The 21,426-nt window shown below is 40.4% G+C and carries 22 protein-coding genes and 1 other annotated feature; all 22 genes read right to left on the bottom strand.

Annotated features, from left to right (window positions below; genetic code table 11):
• Nucleotides 1–10: 10 nt before the first annotated feature.
• Nucleotides 11–769, bottom strand: a complete 759-nt coding sequence (locus QM424_RS02425; RefSeq protein WP_414392819.1) for an ABC transporter ATP-binding protein — start codon at nt 767–769, stop codon at nt 11–13.
• Nucleotides 766–1,632, bottom strand: a complete 867-nt coding sequence (locus QM424_RS02430; protein ID WP_261443036.1) for an ABC transporter permease — start codon at nt 1,630–1,632, stop codon at nt 766–768. The genes QM424_RS02425 and QM424_RS02430 overlap by 4 nt, the downstream gene beginning before the upstream one ends.
• A 75-nt stretch (nt 1,633–1,707) precedes the next feature.
• Nucleotides 1,708–2,703, bottom strand: a complete 996-nt coding sequence (gene trpX, locus QM424_RS02435; protein WP_000792145.1) for a tryptophan ABC transporter substrate-binding protein — start codon at nt 2,701–2,703, stop codon at nt 1,708–1,710.
• A 264-nt stretch (nt 2,704–2,967) separates the two neighbouring features.
• Nucleotides 2,968–3,185 (bottom strand) — a binding site (T-box leader).
• A gap of 96 nt (nt 3,186–3,281) precedes the next feature.
• A complete protein-coding gene (ppc, locus tag QM424_RS02440; RefSeq protein ID WP_000058173.1) occupies nt 3,282–5,978 on the bottom strand; it encodes a phosphoenolpyruvate carboxylase in 2,697 nt (898 codons plus the stop codon).
• A gap of 24 nt (nt 5,979–6,002) precedes the next feature.
• Complete coding sequence (ftsW, locus tag QM424_RS02445; protein ID WP_261090407.1) at nt 6,003–7,226, bottom strand: cell division peptidoglycan polymerase FtsW; 1,224 nt, start codon at nt 7,224–7,226, stop codon at nt 6,003–6,005.
• Between the two features lie 161 nt (nt 7,227–7,387).
• Nucleotides 7,388–8,326, bottom strand: a complete 939-nt coding sequence (prsA, locus tag QM424_RS02450) for a peptidylprolyl isomerase PrsA (RefSeq protein WP_203175889.1) — start codon at nt 8,324–8,326, stop codon at nt 7,388–7,390.
• Nucleotides 8,327–8,392: 66 nt separating this feature from the next.
• Complete coding sequence (locus QM424_RS02455) at nt 8,393–9,106, bottom strand: O-methyltransferase (protein ID WP_261032427.1); 714 nt, start codon at nt 9,104–9,106, stop codon at nt 8,393–8,395.
• A gap of 1 nt (nt 9,107) precedes the next feature.
• A complete protein-coding gene (gene pepF, locus QM424_RS02460) occupies nt 9,108–10,910 on the bottom strand; it encodes an oligoendopeptidase F (protein WP_261090406.1) in 1,803 nt (600 codons plus the stop codon).
• Nucleotides 10,911–10,928: 18 nt separating this feature from the next.
• Nucleotides 10,929–11,882, bottom strand: coding sequence for a competence protein CoiA (locus QM424_RS02465; RefSeq protein ID WP_414392822.1), 954 nt, complete (start codon nt 11,880–11,882; stop codon nt 10,929–10,931).
• A 78-nt stretch (nt 11,883–11,960) separates the two neighbouring features.
• Nucleotides 11,961–12,338, bottom strand: a complete 378-nt coding sequence (locus QM424_RS02470; protein ID WP_101782207.1) for a type II toxin-antitoxin system HicB family antitoxin — start codon at nt 12,336–12,338, stop codon at nt 11,961–11,963.
• 27 nt (nt 12,339–12,365) lie between these two features.
• Complete coding sequence (locus QM424_RS02475) at nt 12,366–12,554, bottom strand: type II toxin-antitoxin system HicA family toxin (protein WP_101782206.1); 189 nt, start codon at nt 12,552–12,554, stop codon at nt 12,366–12,368.
• 118 nt (nt 12,555–12,672) lie between these two features.
• Nucleotides 12,673–13,533, bottom strand: coding sequence for an SAM-dependent methyltransferase TehB (tehB, locus tag QM424_RS02480; RefSeq protein WP_101782205.1), 861 nt, complete (start codon nt 13,531–13,533; stop codon nt 12,673–12,675).
• A 15-nt stretch (nt 13,534–13,548) separates the two neighbouring features.
• Entirely contained in the window at nt 13,549–14,016 is a 468-nt protein-coding gene (gene smpB / locus QM424_RS02485; protein WP_001051748.1) for an SsrA-binding protein SmpB, read from the bottom strand.
• Nucleotides 13,979–16,333: a ribonuclease R gene (rnr, locus tag QM424_RS02490; protein ID WP_414392824.1), complete on the bottom strand. Its 2,355-nt coding sequence runs from the start codon at nt 16,331–16,333 to the stop codon at nt 13,979–13,981. Before rnr ends, smpB begins: the two co-directional genes overlap by 38 nt.
• A 217-nt stretch (nt 16,334–16,550) precedes the next feature.
• A complete protein-coding gene (gene secG / locus QM424_RS02495; RefSeq protein ID WP_000282517.1) occupies nt 16,551–16,784 on the bottom strand; it encodes a preprotein translocase subunit SecG in 234 nt (77 codons plus the stop codon).
• A 39-nt stretch (nt 16,785–16,823) separates the two neighbouring features.
• The gene (gene rpmG / locus QM424_RS02500) at nt 16,824–16,973 is read right to left on the bottom strand and encodes a 50S ribosomal protein L33 (protein WP_001809104.1); all 150 of its coding nucleotides are present in this window, start codon (nt 16,971–16,973) and stop codon (nt 16,824–16,826) included.
• Nucleotides 16,973–18,172 (bottom strand): multidrug efflux MFS transporter PmrA, encoded by a 1,200-nt coding sequence (locus tag QM424_RS02505; protein WP_414392825.1) that lies wholly within the window; start codon nt 18,170–18,172, stop codon nt 16,973–16,975. The genes rpmG and QM424_RS02505 overlap by 1 nt, the downstream gene beginning before the upstream one ends.
• Nucleotides 18,159–18,764, bottom strand: coding sequence for a dephospho-CoA kinase (gene coaE / locus QM424_RS02510; RefSeq protein WP_414392827.1), 606 nt, complete (start codon nt 18,762–18,764; stop codon nt 18,159–18,161). Before coaE ends, QM424_RS02505 begins: the two co-directional genes overlap by 14 nt.
• Complete coding sequence (gene mutM / locus QM424_RS02515; protein WP_414392829.1) at nt 18,764–19,588, bottom strand: DNA-formamidopyrimidine glycosylase; 825 nt, start codon at nt 19,586–19,588, stop codon at nt 18,764–18,766. Before mutM ends, coaE begins: the two co-directional genes overlap by 1 nt.
• A gap of 48 nt (nt 19,589–19,636) precedes the next feature.
• Nucleotides 19,637–20,536, bottom strand: a complete 900-nt coding sequence (gene era / locus QM424_RS02520) for a GTPase Era (protein ID WP_050208736.1) — start codon at nt 20,534–20,536, stop codon at nt 19,637–19,639.
• A 16-nt stretch (nt 20,537–20,552) separates the two neighbouring features.
• Entirely contained in the window at nt 20,553–20,948 is a 396-nt protein-coding gene (locus tag QM424_RS02525; protein ID WP_000378166.1) for a diacylglycerol kinase family protein, read from the bottom strand.
• The gene (gene ybeY, locus QM424_RS02530; protein ID WP_000275156.1) at nt 20,929–21,426 is read right to left on the bottom strand and encodes an rRNA maturation RNase YbeY; all 498 of its coding nucleotides are present in this window, start codon (nt 21,424–21,426) and stop codon (nt 20,929–20,931) included. The genes QM424_RS02525 and ybeY overlap by 20 nt, the downstream gene beginning before the upstream one ends.

The raw sequence follows: 21,426 nt of genomic DNA on the forward strand, positions 1-21,426 counted from the left end.
TTTCCCTACTTTATTCAAAGAGCTGATAATAATCAGAGATTTTCATTTTTGCTTTTTCTTCTTGGGTCAAATCTTGGATAATTCGTCCTTCTTTCATGACAATTAAACGATTACCATATTTGAGAGCATCTTCCATATGGTGGGTAATCATAAGCGCTGTCAGCTGATCTTTCTTGACAAATTCATCTGTCAATTCCATCAAGGCCACACTGGTCTTTGGATCAAGGGCTGCAGTGTGCTCGTCTAACAAGAGTAATTCAGGACGCTTCAAGGTTGCCATCAAGAGACTCAAAGCCTGTCTTTGTCCACCTGATAAGAACTCAATCGGTGTATTCAAGTGTTTCTCAAGACCGTTTCCCACTTTTTCAATAGTTGCCTGAAACTCATCCTTATAGCTAGCCAGACGTCTTGGTAACAATCCACGCTTTTCACCACGAAACTTGGCAATCAAAAGATTTTCAGCCACTGTCATACGAGGAGCTGTCCCCATCTTGGGATCTTGGAAGACTCGAGACAGATACTTAGCGCGCTTCTCTGGTGAAAACTTGGTAACATCTTCACCTAAAATACGGATGGTTCCACTGGTTAAGGACAAGGTTCCTGCAAGGGTGTTAAAGAGGGTCGATTTACCAGCACCATTTCCACCCAAAATCGTGATGAAGTCCTGTTCAAAAATTTCTAAGGAAACATCATTTAAAATAATCTTTTCTTCATCAAAGCCATTTTTAACGACTTTGGTTGCATTTTTTAATTCTACAATAGCTGTCATTTGCTTAATTTGGCTCCTCTCAAGATTGTTTGCTTAAATGTTGGAATCATGAGGCAGACTGCTAAAATCACGGCGCTGTACAAACGAAGGTAACTTGTATTAAAGCCAAGCGCAATAACTGCCCACACTAAGAATTGATAAGCGATAGAACCTACAACAATGGTAACCAGACGTTCTGCCAAGCTCAAACTCTTGAAGATAACTTCTCCAATAATCAAACTTGCAAGCCCCACAACGATAACACCGATTCCTCGAGATACATCGGCATAGCCTTCTTGCTGGGCAATGAGAGCTCCTGCAAGGGCAATCACACCATTTGATAAGACCAAGCCCATGAGCTCCATGCGTCCAGTATGAATCCCGAAACTTCTAGCCATATCAGGATTGTCACCTGTAGCAATATAGGCCTGTCCTAGTTTGGTATCCAAGAAAAAGAGCATGAGAGCAATGACAAGACTGACAAAGATAAGACCTGTCAAGAGTTGGTTCAAGTCTGAATCAAAAGGTAAGACATCCTGAATTTGCTTGGTTCCAAGCAAACCTAAATTGGCACGTCCCATAATCAAGAGCATGATAGAGTGACAAGAAGTCATCACCAAAATCCCTGAGAGCAAGGTTGGAATCTTCCCTTTTGTATAAAGAAGTCCTGCTGCCATTCCAGCCAAACAACCTGCTCCTACGGCAACAAGTGTCGCTAAAAAAGGATTTACACCTTTAGTTATCAGAGTGACAGCAACAGCTCCCCCAAGAGGGAAGGAACCTTCTGTCGTCATATCTGGAAAGTTTAAAATCCTAAATGTCATAAAGATTCCCAGACCTAAAATAGCCCAAACAAATCCTTGAGAAATAATAGATAATATCATCTGTTTCTTAACCTTTTCTATACGATTTCTTTTGTAAAAAATTGGAGGAGATGTCCCCAACTCCTCCAATGTAGATTATTCAATCACTTGTCCTGCTTCTTTGAGAACAGATTCAGGAATAGTAATACCTAACTCTTGTGCCAATTTTTTGTTAATTACTGACTTACCAGTTGAAAAGACATTGACTGGAGTATCAGCTGGTTTTGCACCTTTCAAAACTTGAGCAATCATTTTACCAGTTGCCACACCAAGATCATGTTGGTCAACTACAACTGATGCCAAACCACCTGCTTCTACCATGGCAGTCGCGCTTGGATAAATTGGTTTTTTAGCTGATTGGTTACTTGATACAACAGTTGAAAATGCAGATGCAATGGTGTTGTCGATTGGAACCCAGATAGCATCGACCTTGCTAGTCATAACATTGACTGTTGAAGCAATTTCATTTGTTGAAGGAACTGCAAATGTTTCCACTGTCAAACCTGCTTTTTCAGCAAAAGCCTTAAATTCTTCTACCTGTGTTTTTGAATTGTCTTCGCTACTTGAGTAAAGAGCTCCGATTGTTTTCACATTTGGTGTCAAAGCTTTGATGAGTTCAACTTGTTGTTGAGCTGGATTGTGGTCAGATACCCCTGTAATGTTGCCACCTGGTTTTTTCAAATCTTTAACCAAGTTAGCACCGATTGGGTCTGTAATAGCAGCCATGATAACAGGTAGGTCTTTTGTGGCGCTTGCCAAACCTTGAGCAGCTGGCGTTGCAATACCAACCACAAGGTCATTCCCATTTGCAACCAATTGTTTACTCATTGTCGCAACCTTACTTTGGTCACCTTCTGAGTTCATAAAGTCAATCTTCAACTGGTCATCTTTATAACCTTCTTCTGCAAGTCCATCTTGAATCCCTTTATAAATCAAGTCAAGAGATGGATGGCTCACAAACTGAAGGACACCAACTTTGGCAACTTTCTTCTCATTCTTAGCTTCTGGTTTATTCATTGAAGAGTAAATCAAGCTTCCTGCTACTAAGACTGCTAATGCAGCGATAATTCCAATTAAACGTTTATTTTTCATTCTATTTCTCCTTTTTTATTCCTTTAAAATACTTCACTTATCTAATAATCTTCGAAAATCTCTTCAAACCACTTCAGCTTCACTTTGCCGTAGCTATGGTTACTGACTTCGTCAGTTCTATCCACAACCTCAAAGCAGTGCTTTGAGCAACCTGCGGCTAGCTTCCTAGTTTGTACTTTGATTTTCATTGAGTATAAACAAGCGACGCCATCGTTTTCTTTCCATACTAACCTCCATCAAAAAAGTCCTCACACAAAAAACTTGTGTGAGGACGTCGATGCGCGGTACCACCTCAATTATAGGGAATTTCCCTATCGCTCTGTCTCGCAATAACGAGATGCACTGTAAGGTGTGCTCACCGAATTTTTATGATTTCAAATTCTAAATAACATCCAGCCCAATTTTCATCATCAGCACTTATCTGTTTTCAGCTACCACAGACTCTCTAAAAAGTTTATATGATTACTTTTCTGAATGGTTAAATTATATCATTTTTCAACTACTTGTCAAGACTCTTTTAGCATTTTTTTGAACTATTCAAAAACTTCCCCTATAGAAAAGAGGAAGTTTGATAGGTATCAGCCTGAATTACGCAATCCTGTCGCAATTCCGTTGATGGTTGTATGGATTAATTTTTCTTGGTCGCTTGATAATTCTCCTCGACGTTGACGTTTAATCAACTCCAACTGGATATAGTTGAGGATATTAAAGTAAGGCATACGGTAATCCAAACTTGCTTTTAGATATGGATTTTCAGCCAAGAGTTCATCATAACCTTCGATAGCCAAGATAACTTCCTTGGTAACTTGCCATTCATTTAGAATAGTCTCATAGATTGCTTTTACTTGATCATCTTCACAAAGTTTGGCATATTCAAAAGCAATGTTCATATTTGATTTTGACAAGACCATATCAACATTTGAAAGAAGCGATTGGAAGAAAGGCCAGTTTTGGTACATATCTCGTAAGATAGCGATATTCTCTGGATTTTTATCGATAAATTCCTTGAAGCTTGAACCAACCCCATACCAGCCAGGGAACATGACACGGCTTTGTGACCATGAGAATACCCAAGGGATAGCTCGCAAACCACCGATTTCAGTAATCGTCTTACGAGCGGCTGGACGAGAACCAATATTAAAGCTTGAAATAGCCTTGATTGGGCTTGACTCGAAGAAATAATCATAGAAATGGTCATTACCAAAGACCAAATCACGGTAGATATCATAACTACGGTCCACCACTTGGTCCATAATGGCTTCATAACGATTTGAGGTGTTGGTATCGCTCTTCTTCTGCGTAATCATACGGTTAATGGCCGCTGAAACAAGCATTTCAAGGTTATAGTAAGCTGCGTCTTTGTTACCGTATTTATTCCCAATTACTTCACCCTGCTCCGTCAAGCGGATACGATCCTTGATAGACTTGAGCGGTTGAGATGTGATGGCTTCATAGGTTGGTCCACCACCACGACCGACAGTACCACCACGGCCATGGAAGAAGGTAACCTTAACACCAAATTCATCTCCAATAGCAGTCAGTTGTTGTTGAGCCTTGTAGAGGGTCCAACATGATGATAGATAGCCACCATCTTTATTACTATCAGAGTAGCCCAGCATGATTTCTTGATAGTTATTGCGTGAAGCAATCCATTTCTTAGCAAGAGGAAGAGAAAGGTATTCCCTCATGGTTTCTTCTGAGTGGTCCAAGTCCTCAATTGTTTCAAAGAGAGGAACGATTTGGACACGGGCTCTTTCTTTATCAACTAACCCTACTTCTTTTAGCAAGATAGCCAATTCCAACATGTCTGATACGCTGGTTGCATGTGAAATAATGGTTTGACGAATAACATCATCTCCCAACTTATCTTTCAACTTACGAGCAGCCTTAAAGATTGCTAATTCTTTTTCAAGTAACTCTGATTTTTCAACGTGAGTGGCAGAAAGAATACGTGGATCTTCTTCTAATTCTTTCAAAAGAAGCTGGCATTTTTCTTCTTCACTTAGTTCACTATAATGCGAATGAATACCTGCTGATTTCAAGAGTTCAGCTACACAGGCTTCGTGAACACTAGAATCTTGACGCATGTCAATAGATGCCAAATAGAAACCAAAAATTTCAACTGCCTGAATCAACTCAACAAAATCACCAGAAATCAGTGCTTCACCCTTATTTTCCAAGAGGGAATCACGAATAGTAATTAAATCCTTATAAAAATCATTGGCCGTTTCATAGCGAGCCCCAACTTCCTTATCCTCAATCAGATAGGTTTTTGTTGCTTGGATTTTTGATTGAATATCAAACAAGGCACGGCGGTAAAGCTCTTTTTCACGGTAGATCGAGTTATCCTTAGATTGACGAGCCATTTCTCTGACTTGCTTGCTTACATTGACAATACTGGTTGAGAGAGAGAATTCACGATAAAGTTGGTAAATCTTTTCATCATAGTAGTTCATGATGACTTCACACTGAGTCATAGCAGATTGTTTCAAGGTATCTGCTGTAACAAAAGGATTCCCATCACGGTCTCCACCAATCCACATTCCCATGGTAATTGGTTTAGGATGTTTCAACTCCAAGCCGTGTTTTTTAGCCAGACGCTTGTACTCAGCAGTCAAATGAGGAACAGCTTTCAGGAATGAACTATTGTAGTATTCCATAACATTCGTAATTTCATTGGTTACTTTCAATTTCTTTTCACGAATCATATCTGTCTGCATGATAATCTCAATGTAACGACGGAGATCATTATGCCATTTTTCCTTATTAATCAAGCCTAATTTCACATCACGATACTTACGCAAGAGGGTATGGATATGGTTAGTCAAATCCAACATACTCTTACGTTGAACTTGTGTTGGATGGGCTGTCAAAACAGGGACAACATTCAAGTGTTCAAGAATTTCAACCGCATTTTCTTTTTCAGCAACCATTTTGATCGTTGCTGATAATTTTCCAAGATAATCTTGATCAATATTATTTTGGTGGTTGATTTCATAAGCCAAATCCACGTCTTCTGAAATATTAATCAAGAGAGGCAAAATTGAGAAATAGCGTGAAATATAAGCCATTTCATCATTTGACAGACTCGTAACCAGTTGGTTCAAGCCTTGATAATCTTCTTGAGTTGACAATTCTTTCAACTGCATGATTTTTTCAAAAGTCTCTGGGGCAAGCATATTTTTAGTGATATCTTCTAACAACTCTGTTAAAATCAATACTTCTTCTTGCACGACAGCTTTATTACTATAGTTTTCTAATTTTTGAAGTGACATAGTTAATCCTTTCCACTATCAGCTCTACATATAGTTTGAGGAGTGAGCTTCTAACTCCTCATACAATTGGGCACGCTTTTCACTTGCATCAATATTTAAGACAAAGGCGATGGCTACAGACAAGACCAGAAGACTATTCCCTCCTTGCGATAAGAAAGGGAAAGTTACTCCTGTCGAGGGAATAATACCAGAAATTCCACCGATATTGACAAACACCTGGATCAACATCATCCCCCCAACCCCAATCGCCATCATGGAATTAAAGGAATTCTTAGCACGAATTCCGACTAGGATGATTCGTAAAATCAGGAAAAAGACAAGTGCTAAAATCAAGCTGGCCCCTACAAATCCAAATTCTTCGATGACAATTGAAAATACAAAATCTGTATGGGCCTCTGGTAAATAACCCCGTTTTTCAATTGAATTTCCTAAACCTAGACCAAACCAACCACCATTTACCATGGCAAAGTAGGAATTTGCAAGTTGGTGGCCTGCTCCTGCCAAATCAGCAAAGGGATTAAAGTAGGCACTGAAACGCTTAGCAACGTAACCAAATACTGGAACTTTTGAAAATTTATCAACCCCTATAAAAGAAATAAGTGATAAGGATAGGGCAGAAACTCCCACCAAAATTCCCAAAAAGGCAATAAACCATCTATAAGCGATACCACTAATCGTATACATAATCAAGGCAACCAAAGCTAAAATAGAAGCATTCCCCAAATCTGGGAAAATAGCAAGGCTCCCAATCAGTACAAAGAGAACAAAGCGCCAGTCATTAAACGCACGAGGAAGCCACTGATTCTGTGTCAAAACTTGAAAATCATAAATAGCTATATCCTCTTGTTGTTTGGAAAATCTGTTTGCTAAATACCAAATAATAATAATTTTCAAATATTCGGCTGGCTGAATGGTCAAAGGTCCTACAGAAATCCAGCCATAGGCTCCATTGACAGGAATACCAATTATCCGAGCCAAGGCTAATAGAATCAGCTCAACGAACATAACGATAAATAGAAGACGTTCGTTTCTTAAAAAATTCAGTTTCAACTTATATATCAAGGCAATCAGTATCAAACTAAATATCCAAAATAGTCCCTGACTTCGGACCAATTGCAGTGCACTTTGGCCTTCTTGAATTAAAATAGCACTGGTTGTCGAATAAACCACAATCAAGCCCAAAATAGATAAAAGCAAGTAAGGAACTAGAATAGAATAATTTAATAGGTGCCTTTTGCTAATCTTCATAGTATCACCAATCTAATGAGAACAACACAATTGCTTCCCAAATTCCGTTTGTTTTCTAGTTTTGATTGCTATTATACCATTTTTTCCGAAAGAAAAAAACTCTTATCCATCAGATAGACCATTTTTGTCATAAGAAAAAGAGCACTTGGCCCTTTTCTGTTTTATTCTTTTGATGAACTGCTTGAGCTTGAATCTCCACCACCGATATATTGCGTAAAGATATTTTGGAAGGCTTGATCTTTAACCTTGATATTAGCTGCTTGCAATTCTTTTCCGATAATGCTTTGAACAAATGTTGAATCATTTTGTTTTTGAGTCAAGATAACAGTTTTTAATTTTTCTTTGTAGTCATCAATATTAGATGATTTTTCTGTTTTCTTAATGAGTTTTACAATGTAATATTGGCTACTGTAAGCTTGTGTGCCAGCGGCTGTGATCACATCAGAAACACCATTTACATCTAAAGCAAAAGCAGCTTTCTTAACTTGTTCTGGCACTTCTGTTGAAGCAGAATCAAAGGTGATTTCTCCACCATTCGCTTTAGTTTTCTCATCAGTTGAGTTATCTTTAGCTAATTGAGCAAAGTCTGCATCACTAGCTTTGGCTTTTTCAAGAATTTCTTTGGCCTTGTCTTCATTATCCAAACGGATAATTTGAGCCGTTACATCTGGAGTGTACTCGTCAAATGCTTTCTTATAGGCATCATCTGTCAGTTCAGCTTCTGCTGCCTTCTTAACTGCCAACTCAACTAATTTACTTGTACGAATTTGAGCTTTACGTGTTTCAATCGTCATTCCTGCTTGTGACAAGACACGTTGGTAGTTCTCACCATATTGTTTTTCTTCTTCGGCAATAGTATCGTTGACTTCTTTGTCATCTACTTCTGAGCCATATTGCTTCTCAAATACTTTTTGGATGGTCAAGTTCAACAACACTTGTTGGGCTGAAGGATTGCTTTTCACTTGCTCATAAAATTGATGTTCTGTGATGACATCTCCTTTCATGCTGATAAGGTCTGCCCCTTCTGAACCTTTCGAACAAGCTGCTAAAGTTGCTACTGATAATAATGTAATGGCACCTGCCAATAGTTTTTTCTTCATGTCTACTCCTTTGAGATAAGTGTTACCCTATCTATTTTACTATATTTTCTTAAATTTTTCTGAAAATCATTCGCTGTCAGGCAATTGAACATCTGCTACATTTTTACGAAGCATGAGAATGCCGTCCCCCAGAGGTACTAATGTTGCGGTGAGTCCTGGATTGTCTAAAGTTGCATCAAATAGTCTTTGAAGGCCTCGATAAATGGTTCGCTGGCCACGACGGACTTCCATAATATCCTTAGCAACATCACCACCTTGGAAAATATCATCCAAGACAACCACTCCACCGACTTCCAAATGTTTGAGGATTTCTGGCAGAAAGACGATGTATTTAGACTTAGCAGAATCCATAAAAACGAAATCATAGGATTCTGTCAGGGTAGATAAGACATCTACCGCATCTCCTTCTAGGAGCGTAATTTGCTTGCGACTGTCAAACTGGGCCAAATTTTCCTTGGCAAATCCAATCATCTCTGGATTGCGGTCAATAGTTGTAATCTTTGCATTCGGTGCATGTTCAGCCATCAAAAGGGCTGAAAACCCGATGGCCGTCCCAATTTCCAGTATATTTTTAGGTTGCATGGTTTCCATGAGAAAACGGAAATAAGCTACTGTTTCATGGGGAATAATAGGAATATTTTCCTTGCGGGCAAAGTCTTCCAATTCTTTCAAGGAACCTGTGACTTTCTTTTGACGCTGACGCATCAAGTCCACAATTTCTTCTTTGACGACAGGACGACGCATGTTATGGTTGGCATTCTTACTATACGATTCAACCATCTTATGCCAATCCTAATTTTTCAATAAGGGCTTCAAACTCATTTAAACGGCGTTCAAAGACTGCAAAGGCATCGTTGAGGTAGTCTTCCTTCTCCATATCAACACCAGCTTTTCTCATGACATTAAGTGGATAGTCAGATTTACCTGCCTTGAGGTAATCGATATAGCGGTCACGGTCTTCTTGACTACCATGGACAATCTTTTCAGCCAGAGCTGAAGCTGCTGCAAAGCCTGTTGAATATTGATATACATAGTAGTTATAGTAGAAGTGTGGAATGCGAGCCCACTCATATTGGATTTCAGGATTGTCTTCCTTACTCAAACCATAATACTCTTGGTTAAAGTCTGCGTAGAGTTTATTTAAGAAATCGCTTGTCAAGACTTCTCCATTTTGGTCCGCTTGGTGAATGGCGTGTTCAAACTCAGCAAATTGAGTTTGGCGGAAAACTGTTCCACGGAAACCGTCTAGGAAGTTATTGAGAATAGCAAAGCGCGTTGCATCATCTTCCACTTCTTCCAATAATTTCTCCGTCAAGATATTTTCATTGGTAGTTGAGGCAATCTCAGCCAAGAAGATAGAATAATCACCGTAAACATAAGGCTGAGTTTCACGAGTATAGCTGGAATGCATACTGTGACCTGTTTCATGAACAAGGGTGAAGAGATTGTCCAGATTGTCCTGCCAATTAAGGAGCATAAAGGCATTGGTATCGTAAGAACCACCAGAATAGGCACCTGAACGCTTGCCTTGATTTTCGTAAACATCAATCCAACGCTCGCTGAAGGCACGTTTAACACGGCTCAAGTAATCCTCACCCAAGACTGCTAAGGCATCTTCTGCTTTTTTCAAAGCTTCTTTGTAGGTAAAACTGTATTCAACAGATGAAAGTGGTGTGTAGACATCGTACATCTTGAGGTCTGAAATTCCCAAGATTTTTGAACGAAGCTCAAGGTAACGATGCAAGAGTGGCAAATGCTTGCGAACTGCTGCTACCAAATTGTCATAAACACTCTCTGGAACAAAATTGGCCGCTAGGGCTGCATGACGCGCACTCTTGTAGTTGCGAACTTTGGCACGGTAGTTTTGAACCTTAACATTGGTTTGCAAGGTTTTGGCATAGGTATGTTGGAATTGTTCATAAGTCGCATAAAGAGCTTGATAAGCACCACGACGCACCTCACGATTTTTAGACTCCATCAAACGTGTGTAAGTCCCATGAGAGAGTTGAACTTCCTTACCATCATCGTCAAGAACATAAGGGAACACAATATCCGCATTGTCCAAGATAGCGAAGGTTTCACTTGCCGAACCAAAAATTTCTCCAGCTCCAGCCAATAGCTCTTCTTCACGTTGTGAAAGAACGTGTTCTTTGCCTTGCAAAAGCTTGTCAAAATAGTGTTGATAAACCTGCAATTTTGGCTGAGCTTCTAAAAAGTCAGCATACTGCTTTTCGCTAATATCCATAAATTCAGGTTCATAGAATGAAAAAGCTTGATCTAGCTGGCTATAGAGAGTCATTGCCTTAGCATAGTACTCTTGGTACTTGGCTTCACGTGTATCCTGGTCATTCTTCATATGAGCATAAACGTAAAGCTTCTCCATCTGGCGTTCCATTTCAAGAGAAAATTCAGTGATTTCTAGAAGGCTATCCGCACTATCCAAGAGATGGCCTTCATACTGGGCTACTTTCTCCAATTGTTCTGTTAAATCTTTTAAGGCTTCTTCCCAAGCCTGGTCAGTTGGGTAAATCGTTGATAGATCCCATGTATCTTTTTCATTTATTTCATTTCTTTGTAATACCATTAGATTCCTCCATCCTTTCTATTTTACCATATTTTTCAAGAAATATTGCTGATAAAAGGCTGGTGGATAAAGCTTTTGCCAATCATTTTGAGGATTTTCTTGGTAATAGGTTTGAAAATACTGATAATAGCTGGTTAAGTCCTTCTCAATTTGGCAAAACTCACCTACTAATGGTCGAATTTGTGGATACCACTCTTTTAACCCATAAGTCAGGAGATTTTCTCCCTTTTGATAGGCTTCTGCTTGTTCTTTCATCCAAAAGGGATTTTGGTAATACAGTTGTTGTCGAATATAGCAACAGATGTTCTTATCCTGAGAAACTGTAAAATGAGAGATTTTTTGTTTCTTATATGGAAGTCGCAATATTTCCAATAAACTAGCTTGACCATAGGAAAATTCCTTGATTTGATAATGGAGTTTACCACGGAGGTCTTGGTGGATCAGGTATTTGAGCCTTAAAAGCTGTTTTTCTTTGTCTAATTCCCAAACATAAAAGCCCATGTTTTGACTGAAATAGAGAAAACCTTGTTGCAGACGAGTCAAACGGTCTTTGAGCCACAGTTTTTGACCCAGCAACCACAGTACTTGGTAACCCTGACTACGATAGCCCTCACTGCGCTCTTTAAGGACTTTTTGAGGCAAGGGGCTACACTGAACCTCTAGAGCTAGATTGCCATTTACAAACACATCCGCAATCTGTTTAAGCTCTGGGAGCGGGTATTCTAATTGCACCTCTGCCTCTTTTTTCAACCAATGATAGAGGGATTCCTTATTTGCCAGATGTTCTGGACTTTCATTTTCAGAGGAATAATCACAGTCTTTTAAGGATTTATGGGCAAAATGCGTCCGTACACTTGATCCTTGACGCAAACGGAGCTGACCTCCACAAGCTGGGCAGGTGTAGGCTTGCTTCTCAAGCTTATCCTCTAACACATTTACCAATTCTCCTCTAGCATCTCTCGCAACAAACATGATTTCCCTCCTTTTCTATATTATTCGAAAAAAAGAAAAAAGATCAGGAAATTTCCTAATCTTCATCACTCTATAATTTTAGAGTTGCAAGCGACTTTCAAGAGCTTGTGTCAACACTTCAGAATAGTTCACTTTCTCACGATCTGCAAGTCTGACTAGCCACTCTGGAACCGTAACATTTTTTCGAATCGCTTTATTATTCTTTACGAAAGGCAAGGGATTGACCTGAATCAAAGTCACAAATCCATCGGGAGCCTTCAACTCAGCAATGTCACTAGGATTAGGCAAAGCCAGTCCTTCATCAATATAAGAAGCTAAAACACTCTCAAGCATTTCCCGAGCATTTTTCATTGCAAGTTCAATCGTTGCTCCCTCTGTCCCACCTCCAAATTCAGGAAATTCAACCCAGTATCCAGTGCCTTCTCTATGAAAAATAGCAGGATAAGATTTTAGCATAATACACCTCCACAATTTCCAAATCAACTATAATCCCAAATCTTTTAATATTTTTCTCTCTAGACCTTTTCCTAAATCCTCATTACCGTGAACTGGAATAGTGACAAGATAGGAGACCCCTTCTTTCTTAAAATGATGATGACTTCCTCTCTTACGAACTTCAATCCATCCATTTGCAAGAGCTAATTTTACCATTTCCTTACCTGTTATTGGCATTTATGGTCACCTTTCTAGCTAAAATTATACTTATAATGCGTATTTTTGTCAATTCTTCTATCTTATCTATTCGTAAAAGAGAAAAAAGATCAGGAAAATCCCTAATCTTCATACATGTTTATTTGATTTTCTTGGCTAGCATAGTCGCAAAGCGTAGTTGAATACGATTGCCATTCTCATCGCGACGGTGAAGATGGCCAGGATTTTCATTGTACTTGACCAATTCCCAGTCCTTGTAATAGTCTGCCAATTCCCCTGCTTTAAAAGTGAATGGGAAGTTAACAGAGCAAGGGTAATCTTCCGTATCCATAGCACAAACGATAAGATTATAACCACCAATAGTAGTTTTCTCCTGCATATTTTGAATAATAGCTGGAATGCGGTCCGCTTGTAGAAACATGAGAACAACAGTTGATACGATAAAATCATATTCTTGTCCAATGCTAGCTGAATTGATATCGTAAAGACCGACAGGCATGTCCATATCTTCCTGTTCCACAATGCTTCGCAAGATTTCAAGGGCCAGTTCATTTTGATCCACAGCTGTCACATCAAAACCTTGCTGGGCTAGAAAGAGTGCATTACGGCCTTGACCACAGCCCAAATCTAAAGCTTTCCCTGGTTTTACTGTCTGCATAGCCTCTAGGACCTCTGAATGAACAGGATTGGTATTGTATTTCTTAGGGAAATAGTCCTCAGGTTTACAATAAAATTCCAAATACCATTCCACATCATCTGTGACAGCTTCCACTCGGTGCCAAGCTTGTGGTTGTGCCATGGGATTGTCGGCTCCTGCTTCAAAGATGTGCTCAGCTAAAACCTCACCATCTTCTGTCAATTCAATAAACTTGAGAGCTCCCTTCAAGACAGTAATTTTCCCCCAAGTCCCAACTTTTGTATTGTGCTTTTGCTGAACAGCCTCTGGCATGGTTTCTTTAGTCCACAAAGGCATACGTTTATAGGCAACTAGTTTTCCCATTTTCATTTCCTCTTTTTATCGCTGATTAACAGCTTTCATCACGCGCGCAATATCGCGATTCTGCTCACGACGTTTGATTGACTCCCGTTTATCATAGTCATGCTTCCCTTTAGCTAGACCTAAAAGGAGTTTAGCGTAACCATCTTTGATATAGACTTTAAGGGGAATCAGTGTCATTCCTGTTCCTTTAGTCTCTTGTTCCAATTTTTGAATTTGTTTCTTATGGAGCAGGAGTTTGCGACGGCGTTCTGGTTCTTGATTCCAGATATTACCCTCTTCGTAAGGTGCGATATGAACGTTGCTCAACCAGACCTCCCCATTTTTTACTTGTGCAAAGCCATCCTTGAGATTGATTCGAGCTGCTCGTACACTCTTGATTTCAGTTCCTGTCAGGACCATCCCTGCCTCTAGCGTATCTACGATTGTATAGTCGTGACGCGCCTTTTTATTTTGTGCGACGACCTTTCCCTCGCCTTTTGCCATATTTGGCTCCTTTCTTAGCTACTTCCTTGTAAAAAGGTTTCTTGCCCTTTTTCTTCTTGTCTTTTTGTGAATGCTTGCGCTTATCATTTGAGCGTCCTGATTTTCTCTGGTCTTCCTTCTTATCTGAACGACGACTTGAACCACGTCCTCTGTCTTTGCGACTAGCTTGTTTCAAGCCTTTTTCAATCACATCAAACTCACTTGGGATATAAGAGAAATCAATTTCACCCGTCATCTTGTCGGCTCTTTCAACCCGAATACGAATCTGTTGACCTACACGGAAGGTTATTCCTGATTTCTCCCCACGAAGAGTCAAATCCCGCTCATTGAAATGATAAAATTCAGGTAGGTTAGTGATGTGAATCAAGCCTTCAACTGTGTTCGGCAATTCGATAAAGAGACCAAATTTAACGATGCTGGATACAACTGCGTCATACTCTTCGCCTACGTATTCTTCCATGTACTCAGCCTTTTTCATGGCTTCGACTTCACGCTCAGCTTCTATGGCACGACGCTCACGGTTGGAAGACTGGGTCGCAATCTCTGGAATCACTTGTTCAAAATGCTCTGCTATTTCCTTAGAACGCCCATAATCCCGAATCATGCGATGAACAAGAAGGTCTGGATAACGACGAATCGGACTAGTAAAGTGAGTGTAGTAATCTGCTGCTAATCCATAGTGACCGTGATTATGTTCCGAATAGCGAGCCTGCTGCATAGAGCGCAGAAGCATCATGGACAATACATCTGCATAAGGTTCTCCCTCAACAGCACGCATGATGTCTTGAAGTGCCTCCTGGCTAATCTCACTGGCAGTCCCATAAATGCACAAACCAAAACTCGAAGCATAGTCAATAAACTTCTGAACCTTTTCAGCCTTAGGCTCCTCATGGATACGATAAATGAAAGGTAGCTCCAACTTGCTAAAGTGCTCAGCAACTGTTTCGTTGGCCATCAACATGAAGGACTCAATCATGCGCTCGGCAACACCACGCTGACGAAGAACGATATCAACAGGCTTACCTTGTTTATCCACCAAAATCTTAGCTTCATTGGTATCAAAATTGAGGGCTCCACGTTTCACACGCATGTTTTCTAGAGTTTCATGGAGATTAGCCATAAGTTCAATACTTGGAACAATTTTCTGATATTCTTGTCTCTTTTCCTTGTCTCCAGCTAGGATATCATTGACATTACTGTAGGTCATCCTGAAGCTAGTCTTGATAACCGTTTGTGTGATGGTGTAGTTGACTACACGACCATGTTTATCAATCTCCATAATGGCAGACTGGGTCAGGCGGTCAACTTGAGGATTGAGCGAGCAAATTCCATTAGACAGTCGTTCTGGAAGCATTGGAACCACTCGGTCTGTTACATAGACTGAAGTCGCGCGGTTAAGGGCTTCCTTGTCAAGGGCAGAACCCTCGGTCACATAATAGGAAACATCTGCGATGTGAACTCCGAGTTCGATATTTCCATTTTTCAGAGCCTTGATATGTACCGCATCGTCCAAGTCCTTGGCATCCGCACCGTCAATGGTAAAGGTAATCTCATCTCTCAAATCCAGACGGCCTTCCATATCCTTTTGAGACGGAGCATCAGGAACACTTTCTGCTTCCTTAACAACAGCCTCTGGAAATTCTGAGACAATATCCATAGATTCCAAAACCTCAAGAACATCAATTCCGACATCCGTTGAGTGTCCCACCACATCGAGAACACTCGCGACAAAGAAATCATGTTTCTTACTTGGGTATTTGTCGATAAAGACCTTGAGAACTTCTGTTCCTTCTAGTTTAAGGGCTGGTTTCTTAACATAGATGGGTTGACTGATTTTCTGATTCTTTGAACGAATATAGCCAGCATACTTAGGTTTTTCCTGATCTAGGACGATTTGTCCGACAACGGTTGTCAAACTGTGTTCTAGGACATCAATAATTTTTGCTTCTGCTGCTGTTCCCTTATTGCGGTCAGCGACTTTCTTGATGACGACCTCAACGGTATCGCCATCAATAGCGTAGTTAACATCGTTTTTTCCTACAAAAAGATCGTCCTCTTCCCCTTCCAGACTAACAAAACCAAAGCCATTTTTATGGGCATGAAAAATCCCCTTGAGGGTAATCTCATGTTTTTTCTTGGCTTCCAAGGTCAGACTGCCATCTTCTTCAAAGCGAATCTGGTGCTTTCTTTCCATTAAGGACAAGGTTTTAATCAACTCACGAAAATCCTTGGACCCATCTTTTTCCAAAGCCTGAGCCAAGTCATTGACAGTTACCTTTCCCTTATCTTGTAAATATTCTTTTATTCTATCTTTCATATTTTCTTTCTAGATTTTTTAATTTTCTTTTACTGCAAAACCTTCTTAAATATCATTTAATACTCAATAAAAATCAAAGAGCAAACTAGAAAGCTAGCCGCAGGTTGCTCAAAACACCGTTTTGAGGTTGCAGATAGAAGCTGATGTGGTTTGCATTTGATTTTTGAATAGTATAAAAATAAAAAGAGGCAAAGACCTAGTCCTGCCCATTATTTTCTTATCTACTTGATAATACCGTCAATGCTAAGGCAATGGCTAGCCAGAAAAAGACTAAAATCCCTGTCAATCGCTGCATTACAGCTTCAAAACCGCGTGCTTTACTGCGTTCAAACAAATCACCTGAGCTGGCATCAAATACATTGCTGGATTGGTTTTTAGTTGGTTGCATGAAAATCGCAATCACAATCACAACAGATAATACTAATAAAATGGTTAATAATAGGTTATACATATCAAACTCCTTAAAATCCCTATTATTTTACCATAAAATCTACTTAGATTCAAGATGTAGGGTTACTTTTCTTTCCTTGGGACAATATTTTAAAACCTCGATCTTGTCTGGATGGGTTTTTGAATTTTTACTAGTTAGGTAATTGATACTGCCACAAGAGGAACATTTGAGATTAATTTTTACTCGCACTAGATTTCCTTTACTTTTAATAATGTTCGAAATTGAAGAAGGTTAAAGAGACAACTAAAGGCAACACAAAGGCTTGTCGCATAAAAGACTGCATGGTAGCCAAATTTTCCTGCTACTGCAGAACCTGCCATAGGCCCAACGACACCTCCCAGATAAAAGAATACCTGATTGAAGGCAAAGATCCTCGAAATGCCGGATTTGGGAGTCATTTTGCTGAGTAGCGCATTAACCCCGGGAATCAAGGCACCGGTTCCCAATCCAAAGAGGAAACGATAAAGTCCTAGTTGAAGGGGGCTAGAGGCATTGGCACAGAGGAGATAGATGATAACTGAATAAAACTGGGCTACAACCAAGAGGCGATGGTTCCCCACCTTGTCACCTAGCTTTCCCATGACTCCTGCACTCATCATACTGGAAAAGCCCATACTGGATACAATCAAACCAGAGACAAAAAGAAGATTCTCTGTTTGGCCTAAGTCGCGTACATACAGAGCTAAGATAGGACCAATCGATTGGGCTGAAAATTGGATGACAAAACTGGTCAGAAAGAGGTTGACCAAGAGATAGGGGTATTTAACTGATGTAAATAATTCCTTTGTTGGGATGGCCTTTTCCTTGGCTACTGGTTGAAAATCTTCCTTAATAAAGCAAATAGTCAAAACAGCAGCTAAGAATAGAAAACTACCAACCAGTAAGAAAACAGTACGAATGCCAAATAATTCTGCAATAAAGCCCCCGATAAAGGGACCAGTTAGAGTACCTGCAACTACGCCTGTAGACAAAGTACCTAAGGCAGTTCCTGATTTCTCCTTGGGAACCTGACTGGCTATCAAGGCCGTTGCATTGGGAACAAAACCCGCAAATACACCATTCAGTAAACGAAGAAAGATTAACCAATAAATATTTGGCACAAAGGCCAAGCCTCCCATAGTGATAGTCATGGCCAGACCAGCACGAATCATCATGGGTTTTCGACCATATTTGTCAGCAAGGATACCCCAGATAGGAGAAAAGAGCGCTGCGGAAATAGCAGAGACAGAAATAGCTAAACCTGCATAAAAAGCAGCTTGATCACTCCCTACACCTAAATTTTCCACAAAGATGGGCATAAAAGGCACAACTAAGGAAATGCTAGCTCCTGTCAGAAAATTACCAAACCAGGCAATGCGCAGATTATCCTTCCAGTTAATCTCTGTCATCTTCGCTACCTCCCTCAAGCAGGGAGACCACCTGAGTAAGAAGCTGGTCCTGATTCCCATTATTGTCTAGAACATAACTGGCCAAATCTTTCTTTTTTTCTAAAGGCCACTGGGCTGCCAGACGAAACTCAGCTTCATATTTGAACAAGTGGTCCCTTTTCATTAAGCGTTCTACTTGGATATCTCGGTCCACATAGATCAACCAAGTCTCATCAAACCAAGAAACGTAGTCCTGCTCAAAAAGTAGGGGAATATCCATGAAGAAAATCTCTTCTGTCTGAGCCAATTGGTCTCTTAATGTAGCTAGTTCCTCACGGATAATCTCTCCTTGGATTTGCTTAGACCATTCTCGTTCTTCAGGATTTGAAAAGATAAGACTAGCTAGAAGAGGGCGATTAAGTTCTCTGTTTTCAAGGATGATTTCTTGCCCAAAATGCTGGACTAGAGCCTGAAATAGACGACCACCAGGTTTCTGTAGTTGGTGAACAAGAGCGTCGGCATCCACTACTTGAAAGCCTTGCTGTCTTAGAAAATTTGTCACAGTTGACTTACCAGAGGCAATTCCCCCTGTGATTCCAATGATTTTTCCCATCAGTCCCTCCTTTGGCACTGAGGACAAAAGTGAGTTCCTCGTCCACCTAGTTGGATTTTCTCAATGATGGTGCCACAACGTGAACATTCTTGACCAGCCTTGTCATAGACCTGATGAAAATCCTGCATAGTTCCATCTTCACCAAAAGCGTTGGTATAGGTCCGAATGGTGGAACCACCTTTTTCAACAGCCTGTCCCAAAACAGCAATGGTTTGGTCATGAATGGCAGTCGCTTCTGCTACTGTCAAAGTCTGGGAAGGTCTAGCTGGATGAACCTGAGCTCGCCAGAGAACCTCATCCACATAGATATTGCCAAGTCCAGCTACCAAAGTCTGGTCTAGGAGATGTGATTTGATAGGTTTTTTAGACTTAGATAGAGCTACTTGAAAGACCTGCAAATCAAAGTCTTGTTCGCTTGGTTCAGGACCTAATTTTTTAGAAATAAAGTAGGCGTCTAAAAGGTCAGGAGCCAAGAGTTCCATAGTACCAAACTTGCGAACATCCTCATAAACAAGCGTGCTACCATCCTCAAACTGGAAGAAAATATGGGCATGCTTACGTTCAGGAACCTGGTCTGGATAGTAAAAATACTTGCCCTCCATCCGCAAATGGGAAATCAAGACCTTGTCTGTCAGGTAGAAAAGTAAATATTTACCACGACGTCCCATTGACTCAACAACTTGACCAGGCACTTCCTTTCGAAACTCGTCCAAATCTGTCTTAATCATCTTGGGATAGCGAATTTCTATACTCGAAATCTTCTTACCCAAAATCAATTTTTCTAAGCCACGACGAACGGTTTCAACCTCAGGTAATTCAGGCATAAATCCTCCTTCTGTAAAAACAAGAAGCAGGCATGTGCCCACCTCTACTTAGTATTCTTTTTCATTATAGCCAAAGTCAGCCAAATCTAGCTTTTTATCACGCCAGTTTTTCTTGACCTTGACCCATGTTTCTAGGAAGACCTTATCTCCTAGCATGAGTTCAATATCACGACGTGCCATGCTACCGATTTTCTTAAGCATAGCGCCACCTTTACCGATGATAATCCCTTTTTGGCTATCGCGCTCGACCATGATGGTTGCACGGATATGAACCTTGTCTGTCTCTTCATCTCGTTTCATAGAATCCACTACTACTGCAACAGAATGCGGAATTTCTTCACGAGTTAGGTGCAAAACTTTCTCGCGAACCATTTCTGAAACCAAGAATCGTTCTGGATGGTCTGTGATTTGATCAGCTGGGAAATACTGGAATCCTTCGTCCAGATTTTCACTCAAAATATCCACTAGACGAGACACGTTATTGCCTTGAAGGGCTGAGATTGGAACAATTTCCTTAAAGTCCATCTGATTACGAAAATCATCAATCTGAGACAAAAGCTGGTCTGGATGAACCTTATCAATCTTGTTCACCACCAAAATCACAGGAACCTTGGCAGCCTTGAGACGCTCGATAATCATATCGTCTCCCTTACCACGCGCTTCATCAGCTGGTACCATGAAAAGAACGGTGTCCACTTCACGAAGGGTACTGTAGGCAGACTCAACCATGAAATCTCCGAGAGCTGTTTTAGGTTTGTGAATCCCTGGGGTATCGATAAAGACAATCTGCTCCTTATCAGTCGTGTAAATTCCCATGATTTTGTTGCGCGTTGTCTGCGCCTTGTCACTCATGATGGCAATTTTTTGCCCCATGACGTGGTTTAAAAAGGTTGACTTCCCAACATTGGGACGTCCTAAAATGGCTACAAAGCCTGATTTAAAAGTCATAATTTCCTCTTACTGTTTAAAATAATAAATCCCAGATTCGTGGGAGAAAAATCAATGCGCCTGTTAAGGCTGCGAAAAGAGAGACCACTAATACCGCGCCAGCTGCCATATCCTTGGCATTTTTAGCCAGCATGGAAAAGTGATAGTGACTGGCCAAATCCACCACATTTTCAATAGCAGAGTTGATAATTTCAAAGGCTACTACCAAGAAAATGCTCAATAAGAGAAAGAGCCATTCGATTCGTGACACCTGAAAAACAAAACCTGCAAGGATGACCACAAGAGCCGTCACTGCATGTTTTCGCATATTACGTTCTTCCTTGATAGCAGTAAAAATTCCTGTGAGGGCAAATTCTAAACTAGATATCAGGTCACGATTTTTCCATTTTCGTTTATTGTCTTGTGAGTCCATAGGCTGTCAAAATTTCTTCTTGTAAACCGAACATCTCCGCTTCTTCTTCCGGAGTGTAGTGATCATAGCCGTTGATATGTAAAAAGCCGTGTACTGCCAAGAAGCCCATCTCACGCTCAAAGCTGTGACCGTATTCCTCGGCCTGCTCATGAGCCTTATCGATAGAGATGAACAGTTCCCCAATATAGGCATCAAACTCAGACATCATCTCTGCCAATTCTGGATTTTCAAGCAAATCTTCCTCGTCAAAGGCAATTTCCAACTCTGGTTTATACTCAAGGCTAATAACATCTGTCGGACGATCTGTGTCACGGTACTCCAGATTGAGTTCATGACTACGCTCATTGGTCACAAAGGTAACTGCCATCTCCTTGTCTTCTTTTCCTAATTTTTGGGCTGCAAATTCCAAAATTTCTTGGGTTTGTTGCAACATTTCTTTTGAAACTTGACCAGTTTCATCTACCATTTCAATATACAT

The organism is Streptococcus mitis, from assembly GCF_047464945.1.
GTDB classification, from domain to species: domain Bacteria; phylum Bacillota; class Bacilli; order Lactobacillales; family Streptococcaceae; genus Streptococcus; species Streptococcus mitis_EA.

Bases quoted from the DNA above. Each gene is read 5' to 3' on its own strand.
- pepF (WP_261090406.1), bottom strand. From the start codon at position 10,910: ATGGTATTACAAAGAAATGAAATAAATGAAAAAGATACATGGGATCTA.
- coaE (WP_414392827.1), bottom strand. From the start codon at position 18,764: ATGGGAAAAATCATTGGAATCACAGGGGGAATTGCCTCTGGTAAGTCA.
- QM424_RS02425 (WP_414392819.1), bottom strand. From the start codon at position 769: ATGACAGCTATTGTAGAATTAAAAAATGCAACCAAAGTCGTTAAAAAT.
- QM424_RS02455 (WP_261032427.1), bottom strand. From the start codon at position 9,106: ATGGTTGAATCGTATAGTAAGAATGCCAACCATAACATGCGTCGTCCT.
- mutM (WP_414392829.1), bottom strand. From the start codon at position 19,588: ATGCCTGAATTACCTGAGGTTGAAACCGTTCGTCGTGGCTTAGAAAAA.
- QM424_RS02465 (WP_414392822.1), bottom strand. From the start codon at position 11,882: ATGTTTGTTGCGAGAGATGCTAGAGGAGAATTGGTAAATGTGTTAGAG.
- tehB (WP_101782205.1), bottom strand. From the start codon at position 13,533: ATGGGAAAACTAGTTGCCTATAAACGTATGCCTTTGTGGACTAAAGAA.
- QM424_RS02470 (WP_101782207.1), bottom strand. From the start codon at position 12,338: ATGCTAAAATCTTATCCTGCTATTTTTCATAGAGAAGGCACTGGATAC.
- ppc (WP_000058173.1), bottom strand. From the start codon at position 5,978: ATGTCACTTCAAAAATTAGAAAACTATAGTAATAAAGCTGTCGTGCAA.
- era (WP_050208736.1), bottom strand. From the start codon at position 20,536: ATGACTTTTAAATCAGGCTTTGTAGCCATTTTAGGACGTCCCAATGTT.
- QM424_RS02430 (WP_261443036.1), bottom strand. From the start codon at position 1,632: ATGATATTATCTATTATTTCTCAAGGATTTGTTTGGGCTATTTTAGGT.
- rnr (WP_414392824.1), bottom strand. From the start codon at position 16,333: ATGAAAGATAGAATAAAAGAATATTTACAAGATAAGGGAAAGGTAACT.
- trpX (WP_000792145.1), bottom strand. From the start codon at position 2,703: ATGAAAAATAAACGTTTAATTGGAATTATCGCTGCATTAGCAGTCTTA.
- QM424_RS02475 (WP_101782206.1), bottom strand. From the start codon at position 12,554: ATGCCAATAACAGGTAAGGAAATGGTAAAATTAGCTCTTGCAAATGGA.
- ftsW (WP_261090407.1), bottom strand. From the start codon at position 7,226: ATGAAGATTAGCAAAAGGCACCTATTAAATTATTCTATTCTAGTTCCT.
- smpB (WP_001051748.1), bottom strand. From the start codon at position 14,016: ATGGCAAAAGGCGAGGGAAAGGTCGTCGCACAAAATAAAAAGGCGCGT.
- secG (WP_000282517.1), bottom strand. From the start codon at position 16,784: ATGTATAACCTATTATTAACCATTTTATTAGTATTATCTGTTGTGATT.
- prsA (WP_203175889.1), bottom strand. From the start codon at position 8,326: ATGAAGAAAAAACTATTGGCAGGTGCCATTACATTATTATCAGTAGCA.
- ybeY (WP_000275156.1), bottom strand. From the start codon at position 21,426: ATGTATATTGAAATGGTAGATGAAACTGGTCAAGTTTCAAAAGAAATG.
- QM424_RS02525 (WP_000378166.1), bottom strand. From the start codon at position 20,948: ATGGACTCACAAGACAATAAACGAAAATGGAAAAATCGTGACCTGATA.
- QM424_RS02505 (WP_414392825.1), bottom strand. From the start codon at position 18,172: ATGACAGAGATTAACTGGAAGGATAATCTGCGCATTGCCTGGTTTGGT.